The organism is Bacillus sp. S14(2024) (assembly GCF_050473785.1).
In the GTDB taxonomy this organism is placed as follows: Bacteria; Bacillota; Bacilli; order Bacillales; family Bacillaceae_G; genus Bacillus_A; species Bacillus_A yunxiaonensis.
On record NZ_JBFLUP010000003.1, the window covers coordinates 1 to 12,196 of the forward strand.

Below are 12,196 nucleotides of genomic sequence, written 5' to 3' on the forward strand. Positions count from 1 at the left end.
AGATTTAATATCATTGAACAAACAGCAAAACCAGTAAAATTAAACCCACAAACTGGTCAAATCGAGGAAGAGTATACAAACGAAAATATGAGTGCATTTCATATGGCCTACCAAGGTCCTACATATCGCGTACAATGTGCTGCATGCGGCTTAATTGAAAACCCAGAACAATTCATTAAACCGGCGCAAAACCAATCATTTTAGTCTTTTAAATAAAAAAGTTGCTTGTAAAATAAGCAACTTTTTTCACTTTCGATGAAGTTCGATTTATCCCGCTATTTCGTGGGCAATCCCTCCCTATAAAGTTTGATCAAACATACTAATGGAACGAGGTTTTTTACAATAAACAAAAAGGAATCCATTTTGAAAAAAGATTAGTCAAAATGAATCCCTCTATATTATTGATAAATGTGGACCTGGATGAATTCGAAGTCACTTGAAACAAATGAATAATTCTTGGGGAGAATATAAGACATAGTATTCTTTCCAAGAATCATATTTTCCAATACTATTAAAATACCAGAAAGAATAGAACAGTTGTGCTCCCAATAGATCCAAAGCTCCTGAATCAACAATTAATTTTAACACTACAGTTAATTATGTTTCTATTAAAAGCCTTCGTTTCTCCTAACCCGTAAGGAGGTTTCAATAATCATATCCAATAGCTTACTATAGGTGATCCCCACCGCATGAGCACTTTTTGGTAGTAAGCTATTTTTTGTCATCCCCGGCAATGTATTCACTTCCATTACATATGGGATTCCATCTTTTATAATCATATCAACTCTAGCATAAACACTACATTTTAATGCTCTATAACACGCCATTGCAGCCTCAGCGACACGCTTTTGCGTTGTGACCGGAAGTTCTACAATCTCTTCAATCGTAGCCGCATCATCATATTTCGCATGATAGTCAAAGAACTCGGCCGTATGTTGAATCGAAATAATTGGCAAAAGTTTTCCAGCCAAAATGGAACATGTAATTTCTTCGCCCTTTATATATTTTTCAATTACGATTTCAGAATCCCATTTCAATACATCCTCAAGCGAGGATAGTAAAGACTCCTTATCGTATACGATCTTTACCCCTACGCTGGAACCACCCGAATTAGGTTTTACCACTAACGGATACCCCATTTTTTCGACTTCATCAAGCTGAAGTTCTTCCATATTCGAAAGATGAATCCAATCCGGGGTTTGAATTCCTTCATAACGAATCAATTTTTTCGACATATTTTTATCCATACAAATACCGCTTGATAACATGACACTTCCTGTATATGGAACACCGAGCGATTCCAGTGTACCTTGAATTGTACCATCCTCCCCATATTCTCCGTGAAGCGCCAACAAGGCAATATCGATATCCCTTACCTTTTCAATAAGCTCTTTTTTGTTATTTAGTTGAATAGGCACAATTTCGTACTTACTTTTATCCAAATGTGCAATCATTTCTTCCCCAGTCATAAGGGATACTTGTTTTTCGGAAGACACGCCTCCCATAATTACGCCAACTCTCACTTTTTTCAACTCCCATTTTCATTTTTCAATGTATCTCCAATTATCTTAATTCCCTTAAGAATATCCGCTTCTTTTAACCGAGAGAATCCTAATCGAAACGTATTACTTCCCTTTTCATCCGTGTAAAAGACGTCCCCAGGAGAAAAAACGACTCCCTTTTCATAGCATTTTTTCAAAAGTGTACGTGAATTCATTCCTTTTTCTAACTCTAGAAAAAGATGAAGTCCCCCATCCCCAGTCATTCTTTGAAAAGGAATATATTGATGACAAGCATGAACAGCTAGTTCATATTTTTTCTTATAAACTGACTTGGCCTTTTTTAAATATTTTTCAAAATAACCATCATGTAAATATTGATAAAGCACTGCCTGATCCAGTGTAGATGTATGAATTGTTCTTGCCCTTTTCACACTTTCCAAGCAATGAATTAATTCTTTATCTGCTAAAATCCATCCAACACGTAATCCTGGAAAAAGAATTTTTGAAAAACTGCTGATATAGATAACATTGTTGCCGGACCCAGCGAATGTTAATAGGGGTGCTAGATGAGAACCCGAATAACGCAATTCCTCATTAAATCCATCCTCCACGATAGGGATCCCATATTTCGAAAAAAGATTCATGATTTCAGTCCTTTTTTCTGAGGATGTGACAATTCCAGTCGGATTATGATAAGACGGGATTAGATATGCGAAGTCAAAATCCATTTCGGATAAACTTTTCTCAACTTTATCAATATCAATACCATCATCCTTCATTTCAATCCCATGCACATCAAGTCCATGTAATCGAAACAGTTTTAAGGCAGCATGATGGGTCGGGTTTTCACATATAATACGACCGGATTTCTTCGCTAAAGAAGACAATAAAATATCCAGCCCTTCGGTGAAACCATTCGTAATCAAAATATCCTTATTGGAAATATTTACCCCTTTCATTTCCATATAGTGAAGAAGGTAATCAATGAGAGGTTTATAGCCTTTTGCGTATCCGTAGTTCAAAACGATATCCCCTTCAATGGACATTCGATTCAGAAAAGCTCTTTTAAAATTTTCAACATCAAAAAGCTTTTCGTCTGGAGCAATGCTATTAAATGAAATCATGCCTTTTTCCCAGCGAACACCGTGCTTCATTAAATCTAATTCATCAGCTAACAAGGTAACTTCATTGACCTTTTCTTTCCAGTTTAGTTCGATGGATGGAGTTTTGGATGTTTTAACTTTTCCTATAAAATTTCCTTTTCCCTTTATTGCATAGATTAAACCTTCTTGTTCTAAATCTGCGTAAGCAGTGAGAACAGTATTTCTGCTGACCGATAAAAATTTACTAAGTTCTCGGGTAGATGGAAGCTTCTGGTGTTCCAGCAGATGTCCTTTCATAATCATTTTTTTCAAATAATCCTTTAATTGAATATAAAACGGACGATCATCCACAAGTTTAAAATCATTAAACACTCCCTTGACCCCCTTGCTATCATTTTGGCATAACTATATCTATCCTAAAAGATCCACAGCATATGTATTTTCTTTAACCAGCGGTATGGTTTTCGGTACCATTCATACAACTTTGAGATAAAGAATGCTACAAATTTAAATTCACTTCACCCTCTTATCCAATAATAAGCTAAGCTTTTTTAATGTAGTGTAGCGCTATCCTAAGGGAAAGTAAAAATTCCCTCTTAATAATAGTACTATTTTTATACCGTAAACAGTTGTTTTTTATCTTTTAAAACACTTACAGGAAATTAGTATTTTTTAAGTCTTAATGTAGCTTTGAAATAAAATTTGATTGAAATAATTGTTGCTTTAAAATAAAGTTTGTTCAAAAATACCTCATAAACCAGCATTTTACGATAAATAAAAGAATCCATTTTGAAAAAAGATTGATCAAAATGGATTCTTCTCTTACAGATTTAGGTTTAGTTTTTATAAAAAAGTTTGATCATTTCTACCTATGTTGTTCAACAATCGCGCCCGTTTGTTGAAGATCACTGAAGCTTCTATTAGCTAGTTAGTTTAAGCAGAAAGCTTCACACTCTTTTGTTCTATTCCCTTCTTGTCTGCATACCAAGCCCTATCTAGTGAATTTTGGTTTAAGATCACCTTTATAAGGTTCATGTTCAACGAATACAGTTATGCCCTTGCCATCTTTGTCTTTACCAGTTCTTTTATACGTAAATTTATTATTATTAAGTTCGGTAAGTTCAAGGGCGGCGCCATACTTATTATTTCCAATTGAAACATGGGCTCTTATCTTATTCCCGTGTACAACATCGAAGTAGCCATAATCACCGCGGCTTTTTCTCTCGGAAAACACGTTTCGTTAACTATATAATTTATTTATTCTTTTCTTTCCAAAGAGCAAAAGGATTCTTTTCATGATGATTTTTATCGAGCTTTAATAATTTAATGTCTCGTTGTTCTTTTGGAAGAGATATTTGCTGATAAACGTATTTTGTTCCTAATCCAATTTCTTCTTCCTCTTGTGCAGTATAGGAATAATAAACATGTTTAAGGTTCGCCCAGTAAATGGCACTTAAACACATCGGGCAAGGCTCCCCGCTTGCGTATAGTATACAGTCGGAAAGATCAGATGTACCAAGAGTGCGACAAGCCTGACGGATAGCTAGAAGTTCAGCATGCGCAGTGGGATCGTGTGTTTTAAGAACATCATTTACTCCCTTTGCAACAATCTCACCATCTTTAACAATCACCGCACCAAATGGTTTTCCTTTTTTGTTTTTAGTATTGTCGTAAGCTAACTCGATTGCCAATTTCATAAATTCTTCGTGACTCATTTAAAAACACTCCTTTAAAAATTAAATATTAAATATGATTTTTTTCACTCATGTTTTTTTGTTTTCCATAGTTGTTCTAGCACAATTACGATGATCGTACCAACAATGAGACCATTGCTTAAAATATATTGGAGAATAGTAGGCAGACCATGAAATATTCCCTTAGGAAGAAACATTAATCCAATACCGATTAGTAATGTGATTCCTAATATAGTTAGCCGACGTTGATCTAATTCGTCTTTCAAAAGGGATTGAAACGAGATCCCAATCATTTGGACAAAGGATGCTAAACTTACGGCACAAGCAATAGGGCCGGGAAGCATAGCTAAGAAGTTGACGATTGCCGGAACAAAGGCTATACCTGCTAAGGCTAAACTTGCTATTAGGAAAGGCATTATTCGTTTTTGCTCGGTTATTCGGATAAAACCCGCCGATACTGGCAATGGCACAATTCCAATTGTCGAAAAAAGAGCTGATATAACATGTGTAATACCGCCTGCCCAACTGGCGCGGTTAATGGTTTGTTTTTCGGATTCTCCTGATTCTGGAACCACTTGTTTAACAGCCGTAACGGCCGCTATCATATTAGAGACTAAAATAAACGTAAATATAATTGAGGTTATAACCATTCCAGCATTTAAATTCGGAGTCCCCCATGCAAAAATGTCTGGTAATTTAATGAAGGAAGCCGGTGCGGAAATCGTATTGGGGGTTTTTCCTAATAAGAAATATAGTAACCACCCAAATAAAATCCCTAACAGTACAGAGTAACTTTTCATCCATCCTTTTCCTTTAATTGATAGCACTATCACTAGAACAAATACGCCAAATGAAATCGCTGCAATTTGATAATCTAGGTTGGACTGTCCTTGTATTCCGAACATTCCCTCTAAAAAAACACCACTAAGTTGAAGACTCAGAATCAAAAGAAAAGAACCAGTAACTAAAGGAGTGAACAAAAACAGCAGCCGGTTAACCAGGCCGGTTATGCCAAGAATAACTAGTAAAAATCCTGTAACCAGCAAACCACCTTCTAAAAGTTGTAATGTTTCTTTCGTACTTTCCCCCTGTTGAATCGCCATACCCGCTAAAATGACAAATACACTGACCCATGAACCTGCAGGTCCGTCAGCGATCGGATAGCGATGTCCAAGCCATCCTTGTATAAAAGAGCTAATGCCCACCACAAAAAAAGTTCGTTGCATCAAATCGGATATTTCCTCGGTCGATAAATGAAATACTCCCCCGATTACGATTGGTAATGCAACAGAAGTGGCCAGCAGGAAAAAGAACCATTGAAATATGCTTAAAGCGCCGTAAAAACGTTGTTTCTCCATATCGTTTCACCTTCATGTTAAAATATTTATTTTTTTCAAGTACCAATAGAAATTAGTTCTAATTAGCTTAAAAATAAAGATTTCCCGCAAGAAAATCTTTTATTAACCTATCTCGATGTTCTAGCTAACATCTGCAAAATTTTTTTGCTTAAAAATGCATCGCGGTTTAAAGCCGTTGCGGGAAATTTCTTTTCATCTAAAATTATGATATCTTAGAATATGGTATATGAAAAATATAAAATAAATTGATTTTACTTAAGTTTTTCATATAAGAAGGGGGTTTTTTCCATCTATGAATATTAGACAACTGCGATATTTCATAGCAATTGTAGAAGAAAGAAAAATTTCTGCTGCCGCTGAAAGACTTCATATCTCCCAGCCTCCGCTAAGCCAGCACCTGAAAACAATGGAAGATGAATTAGGAACGAAATTAATAGAGAGAAGTGGGAAATTTTTAGAAGTGACGGAAGCAGGAAAAGCCTTATATAAGTATGCGCTACAAATGACTCAGTTAATGGAAGAAGCCAGAATGGAGGTAAAGGAAGTCGGAAACGGGGTAAGTGGAAGACTGACGGTAGGTATCAATACTTTTTCGGTAGCCGGATTACCTGAGTTACTTCACCAATTTCACAAAAAATATCCTAAGGTTACATATAAAGTTCATCAAAATGAATCATCTCATCTTTGTCAATTAGTGAGAGACAGGATTGTAGAGCTGGCGATTATACGATTACCGCTCGAGTTAGATGATTTTTCAACTATCCATCTTTATACAGAACCTTTTTACTTTATTACTTCAAATAAAAAGCATCCTTTTAATCATCAGGTTATGCTTGCTGACATTCAAAACCACCCCCTGATATTACCGAGTACAGAAGGATTGGGAATTCATTATATGATCTTGGAAGCATTTTCGAAAGCTCAACTACATCCGAACATTATTGCCGAGTGCTCTGACATCTCCCTTTTATTAGATTTAGTCGCTTGTAATTTTGGAGAAGCTATTGTTCCGGAAACCGTCATTAAACAATACAAAAACTACAATATCCAGGTTTTCAAAATTACAGATACAGAGCTATCTGCATCTATGGGCTTAATATGGCTGAAGAATCATTATCTATCAAAAACCGCTCAAAACTTTGCAAAACTGTTAACGGGGTACCTCCAGCAAAACACGAATTTACAGCGGTAAGAATATTCCAGCATTCAAAATCCCAATCTCTCAGTGTCATAATTGAGAAATTGGGATTTATTTATTCAACTATATGGCCCGATTGTTGAATACAATGATTGGTATTTTTTAAACAACTTTATTATTTTTCAAATGACTTTATTGTCATTTCACAGTCACATATTAGTTATATGTAATATGTGACATCCTTTATTTTTGATAACTTTTTACGATTTAGGTCTTGATAGCCATTTGTTGCTACTCAACAGCTCCTTAATCCGCCTTTCAGTTCAGATCTTCTTTTCATTTTTCACTATAAAAACGCCCCTTTAGATAAACAGATCCAAAGGGGCAAAACATCGTATCTTCTTTATAAACACCGTGACTTTATTTAAATGATATAATCCTCATATACAGAAAGAGGTGATCGCAATGCCAACATTACTAGATACAGTAAAAAACTTACTCCATGAAAATGAGACGATCCTTTTTTACACACAATGTTCTCTTTCTTTATTTCTGCATAGAGGGCCATCCATGCCAGGAGTAATACTGGCAACAAATAAAAGAATATTATTTGTATATAAGGAGAAAAACAAATTTAATTCTCAAAGATATGAAGAATACTTATATGAACGTATTGGAGAAGTAAAAGAACATCCTTATTTCTTCAGCTCTCATATGTCTATTTACTACAACGATGATTGGGTACGTTTTGAAAAAATATACGATCAAAATATAAGAAAACAACTTTGTTCAATCATACAACAGCAAATTGTAAGTAGCTCATTAACATAGGATTACAAGTTTCAATCAAAATCAACAAATGATGCGATTATTATCAATTACAGCCATTGCGATTGTTAGTTTTTTATTTATACCTATAATCGCTTATGTACGGATAATTATTGCTTATGTGATGCAATGGATTGCTTTAGGGGCTGGTTATATGTTAAATCCGCTCTTTCTATCAGCTGAACTTAGTCATAAAGCCGATTCTTTAAATAGCAAATTAAATAAAGGTGACGCACCACCTCCCCCACTTCCAGAAAAATATAATCCATTAAATTTACAATCTATCACAGTTTTTATTATCATAATTATCGCTATATATGTAATGTGGAAAATATTTAAGAAACGACATGAAATAAACTTTGGGCGTATAACTTCCTACGAACCTATCATTGTTACATCAGAACAAGGGAGAATACAAAAGCGAGACCGAAAGTTACGACCACCAAACAATGCAATTCGCAAAGAAATTTTTAATTTGGAAAAGAAACTAAAACCACCATTAAATCGGCTACGCGGTGAAACAGTTGAACAATGGATGAAAAGACTTTATAGAGACGAAGAGGTCTCCATTCAATTTGATGTGATTATCGATGCATATAACGCTACAAGGTATGCAAATCGTGATGATACTGAACTTCTCCAGAAATTTAAAAGAGAAGTTCATACATTATACAAATATCGAAAATGAGTGAAAGAAAAAAATAAGCTTGAATCTCAATACTACTAAAAACCTCGACTTCTCCTACTGGAGTCATCGAGGTTTTTAGTAGTATGATAAGGGTAATATAAATTCGGTTCCCCCTATCATGCTATTTTCTCTTATATTTTTTGCTTACATAATAAAAGAAGAGCACCTTATGTGCTCTTCTTTTATTATTATTCATATTAATGTAGCAAGATGCTGCTTTGCATCGTATTCCTCTAAACTTTCCCCATGTTTAACACGATGAACAAAATCCGGATTAGAAATCAATGGTCTACCAAATGCCGCTACATCAATTGTACCTTCTTGTAGTGCTTCTTCTGCCTCTTTTGGATTTAAATTCCCAACTCCTACAATTATACCATCCCAATATTTACGAACTAATTGATGTAAGTTTTTTCCGTCAGCTATAACTTGCGTATAATTCATTGTTGAAGGATGAATCATCGTTAATCCTACTTCATAGAACATCTCTACGAAAGTTTGAATTGCTGCTTCAGGATTTTCCCACATGTAGCTAGGGTTATCACCTTTAAATGCCGAAAAACGAATAAGCGTTTTATCTGCACCAATCGCACTTATAACGGCTTGCAATACTTCTTTCATAAATGTTAACCTTTGTTTTAAATCTCCGCCATATTGATCATTTCGATGATTCGCAAATTCATAAGCAAATTGATCAATTAAATACCCATGTGCCCCATGAATTTCTACCCCATCGAAGCCTGCTTCTATCGCATTCCTAGCAGCTTGTGCATACTGTTCGATAGTCTCTTGAATTTCTTCTACTGTCATCGCTTCTGGCGTATCAAAAGGCTTCCGAAAACGTGGGACATTTCCTTGTGCCGCAATAGCTGAAGGTGCTTGTGGTAAGAATCCACCTGTTAGTTCATGATGGCTCATACGTCCTACATGCCATATTTGCGCAATAATTGTTCCACCTTCTTCATGTACTGCATCTGTTACTGACTTCCAAGAATCAATTTGCTCCTCGGTATAAATACCTGGGACACCTGGATTCCCCTTCGCTCTTGGGCTAATTACTATTCCTTCTGTAATAATTAGACCAACACCATCTGCCGCACGTTTCCGGTAATACTCGGCTACATCAGCTCCAACTACCCCTGTCTCATCATTAGCAAAACAACGCGTCATCGGTGCCATTGCCACACGATTACGAAGAGACCAAGCTCCAATTTGAATCGGATCAAATAACTTTGTTTCTTCCACGTTTTGAAATGATCCCCAATTGGTTATATTCGTGCCTTCATAGATACTGGCTATTTTATTATTTGAATTTGTCATCTTTCTTCCCCCTTAATTAAAAATTTCGCTTACATTTCATTAAAAGATAGAAATTGTCTATAACCGTATCATAATTTTTCACAAACTAGTGCGTCAATTTATACGCTCTCCTTGTTATTACCCTTATAATGGTTTTCCATCAAAAGCTTTTATATCTAATGGTGCAACTAAAAATTGATTTGCTTTGCCAACAAACGAAGTGAAATGCTCACTCTTATTGTGATTAGCAACTACTTCTGCATTTTCCCATACCTCTACCATTGTATAGACATTTTCTTTTTCGGTATCCTTATACAAATCATAAGACATATTTCCACTTTCTTTTCTTGACCCACTAATTAGCGGCTGAATCTCATCTAAAAACGCTTCTTGTTTTGCTGGATCCACATGAAATTTAGCATGAATTATAATCATAGTACTGTCTCCTCTCACTTTTCTACTTGTATTTATATATAAAAAAGTCAATCACGCAAATGATGAAACCTTGTGCTCTTCTATCAATTACTTCCACTGAGCAATTTTATCAATTGGAAGGCGAACTGATGGGTAACCACTGTTAGCTGCTTTTCCAATTGATATTAACATAACTGGTACATAACGATCCTTATCTAAGCCAAATACCTCTGCAACTTTGTCTTTTTCATATCCACCGATTGGACATGTATCGTATCCGTGAGCACGAGCTGAAAGCATAAGTTGCATCGCTGCAAGACCCCCATCAATTAAAACTACGTCTTTCATATCTTCTCGAGAAATTGTTGAGAAATAACCTTTAAGCTTCTCCATTTGACTTTCTTTTACGTCTAAAGGCATATATCCAAGTTCAACTGATTTACTGTAAATTTCTTCACCATTTTCAAAATTATTCAATCACCAAAAACAGCAATCATTGCTGCTGAAGTTTCCACTTGACGTTGATTAAATTTAGCAAGCGGAGCAAGCTTTGCTTTTCCTTCAGCACTATCAATTACTAAGAAGCGCCATGGTTGCATATTTACAGAAGATGGTGCAAGAGTTGCTTCTGTAAGGATCTCTGTCATTTCTTCTTTACTAATTTTCACAGTAGGATCGTAATTTCGAATAGAACGTCGACCTGTTATAATTTCTGTAAAATTATTTGTTTTTTGTGTGTTAATCATAGTTGAATGCTCCCTTTTTCTGTCTAATAATGATATTAGAATTCTTTTATATTTTTTGAATGCGATTTAACATATTTAGAAGGTTATCCCGTTCTTCTTCGTTAAAATCCTTTAACACAGAAGTGGCAAATCGCTCTTTTTCCTCTTGAAAGGAATGAATTTTATTCCGACCAGCATCCGTTAAACTAACAAGGGTTATTCGATTATCATTCGGATTTTTACGTCTTGTAATCATTTCGTTCGCTTCAAGTTGCTTTAAATGTCGGGTAATTGCTGCATTGTCAATATTGATTTCTTTTTGAAGTGCCTTTTGACTTATTTCATCTACTAGATAAAGTTGATGTAAAGTTCCAATCTAGACTGGCTAATCCCCGTACAACCTTCGAATTTCGAACTAATGTCCTTATGAGGAAATGTAATTTATATAAAATAACCGCTTCCTTTGAACATGAATCGCTCAAATTACCACCCCTTTTTAGGCTGCCTAAAAATTTGATGCATCAATAGTTGATACATCAAATAATATACTTGAGTTTTATTTGAAAAGCAATAATTTTGTTTTTATCCTCTTTTAAATGAGCAGTTATCCTCTCTCCTGCTCAAAATTATATTTACTATTCCCTCTGCTCACCAGAATTATCATTCAACTATATTTCCGCATGTACAGTTTAGAATCGGATGTCTTTTATGCTAGACAAAACAATAATACACTCTTCTTATTCTCCTCTGACCTATATCCAATTTTTAAAAGATAGGATTTCACAAAAAGAGACTGCCCCAAAAGGCACATATGTACCTTTTGGGGCAGTCTCTTTTTGTTTGAAATTATACGTAACCTTAACCGTACTGAGCCATCTTTCTTTTAGCTTGTCACAATATGTTCTACACACTGCGGTAAATGATCTAGCTTTGTTTTTAAAAAGGCAGGCTGCATATTAAAACGATTGATTTCCTCTAGTGGAACCCATTGAACTCAAATTCTCGTCCGCCATCTTCTCTTATAAAAGAACCCGTTTTTGGAATAGAACAACCTGTTAAATGTGTTTCATAATAAAAGCCTATTTCATGAAACTCATGATTATCATAAGTAAAAAACTTCTCAACAATCCACATTAATCGTTTTACATTTGCATCCACTTCTAATTCTTCTTTCAGCTCTCTTTTAAGAGCAGACTCACTACTTTCAAGCATTTGAACTCGTCCGCCAGGTAGACACCAAAAGTTATCTCCCTTCCCACGATGAAGAAGAACCTTTCCATTTTCAATACACACAGCTGCTACTCGATAATTAAAACGTTTCCCATCCTCTGTAAAAACAATATCCATCCCGATCCCCCTATCTAATAAATAAAAACCCACAAATTCCATTATAAGAAATTTGTGGGTTTTTTTTCTAATTATTCAAAAAAACCTTTTGCAACTTCTC

General features: G+C 35.2%; 11 protein-coding genes and 3 pseudogenes. 4 read left to right on the forward strand and 10 right to left on the reverse strand.

All coding sequences use genetic code 11. The features are described from left to right. The coding region (locus AB1279_RS00105) for a DNA alkylation repair protein (protein ID WP_429757443.1) at positions 1 to 204 on the forward strand (204 nt) is incomplete at its 5' end. A gap of 404 nt (positions 205 to 608) precedes the next feature. On the opposite strand, the gene AB1279_RS00110 is transcribed toward AB1279_RS00105, so the two are convergent. The 5 genes and pseudogenes from AB1279_RS00110 to AB1279_RS00130 all read right to left on the reverse strand — a co-directional run bounded on the left by AB1279_RS00110 (position 609) and on the right by AB1279_RS00130 (position 5,657). Beyond that, on the reverse strand, positions 609 to 1,523 hold the full coding sequence (locus tag AB1279_RS00110; RefSeq protein ID WP_429757444.1) for a D-alanine--D-alanine ligase: 915 nt from the start codon (positions 1,521 to 1,523) through the stop codon (positions 609 to 611). A 5-nt stretch (positions 1,524 to 1,528) separates the two neighbouring features. Further along, a complete protein-coding gene (locus AB1279_RS00115) occupies positions 1,529 to 2,977 on the reverse strand; it encodes a PLP-dependent aminotransferase family protein (protein ID WP_429757445.1) in 1,449 nt (482 codons plus the stop codon). Positions 2,978 to 3,596: 619 nt separating this feature from the next. Next, a pseudogene (locus AB1279_RS00120) lies at positions 3,597 to 3,824 on the reverse strand (DUF4822 domain-containing protein); the annotation flags it as partial. 34 nt (positions 3,825 to 3,858) lie between these two features. Next, complete coding sequence (locus AB1279_RS00125) at positions 3,859 to 4,320, reverse strand: nucleoside deaminase (protein WP_429757446.1); 462 nt, start codon at positions 4,318 to 4,320, stop codon at positions 3,859 to 3,861. 44 nt (positions 4,321 to 4,364) lie between these two features. Further along, complete coding sequence (locus AB1279_RS00130) at positions 4,365 to 5,657, reverse strand: purine/pyrimidine permease (protein ID WP_429757447.1); 1,293 nt, start codon at positions 5,655 to 5,657, stop codon at positions 4,365 to 4,367. A 292-nt stretch (positions 5,658 to 5,949) separates the two neighbouring features. Between AB1279_RS00130 and AB1279_RS00135 the strand changes: the two genes are divergently transcribed. The 3 genes from AB1279_RS00135 (at position 5,950) to AB1279_RS00145 (ending at position 8,311) form a co-directional block, all read left to right on the forward strand. Continuing rightward, positions 5,950 to 6,849 (forward strand): LysR family transcriptional regulator, encoded by a 900-nt coding sequence (locus AB1279_RS00135; RefSeq protein WP_429757448.1) that lies wholly within the window; start codon positions 5,950 to 5,952, stop codon positions 6,847 to 6,849. Positions 6,850 to 7,260: 411 nt separating this feature from the next. After that, positions 7,261 to 7,626 carry a PH domain-containing protein gene (locus AB1279_RS00140; protein WP_429757449.1) on the forward strand — a complete coding sequence of 122 codons (366 nt, stop codon included), beginning with the start codon at positions 7,261 to 7,263 and terminating at the stop codon, positions 7,624 to 7,626. Between the two features lies 1 nt (position 7,627). Then, complete coding sequence (locus tag AB1279_RS00145) at positions 7,628 to 8,311, forward strand: DUF4018 domain-containing protein (protein WP_429757453.1); 684 nt, start codon at positions 7,628 to 7,630, stop codon at positions 8,309 to 8,311. Between the two features lie 192 nt (positions 8,312 to 8,503). Here AB1279_RS00145 and AB1279_RS00150 read toward each other — a convergent pair whose 3' ends face one another. The 5 genes and pseudogenes from AB1279_RS00150 to AB1279_RS00170 form a co-directional block, all read right to left on the reverse strand. Continuing rightward, entirely contained in the window at positions 8,504 to 9,631 is a 1,128-nt protein-coding gene (locus tag AB1279_RS00150; protein WP_429757450.1) for an alkene reductase, read from the reverse strand. Between the two features lie 123 nt (positions 9,632 to 9,754). Beyond that, positions 9,755 to 10,045: a putative quinol monooxygenase gene (locus AB1279_RS00155; RefSeq protein WP_429757451.1), complete on the reverse strand. Its 291-nt coding sequence runs from the start codon at positions 10,043 to 10,045 to the stop codon at positions 9,755 to 9,757. 87 nt (positions 10,046 to 10,132) lie between these two features. Then, positions 10,133 to 10,770: pseudogene (locus AB1279_RS00160) on the reverse strand (nitroreductase family protein). Between the two features lie 35 nt (positions 10,771 to 10,805). Then, positions 10,806 to 11,231, reverse strand: a pseudogene (locus tag AB1279_RS00165) (MarR family winged helix-turn-helix transcriptional regulator). A gap of 493 nt (positions 11,232 to 11,724) precedes the next feature. Further along, positions 11,725 to 12,096 (reverse strand): NUDIX hydrolase, encoded by a 372-nt coding sequence (locus AB1279_RS00170; protein ID WP_429757452.1) that lies wholly within the window; start codon positions 12,094 to 12,096, stop codon positions 11,725 to 11,727. Positions 12,097 to 12,196: the final 100 nt, after the last annotated feature.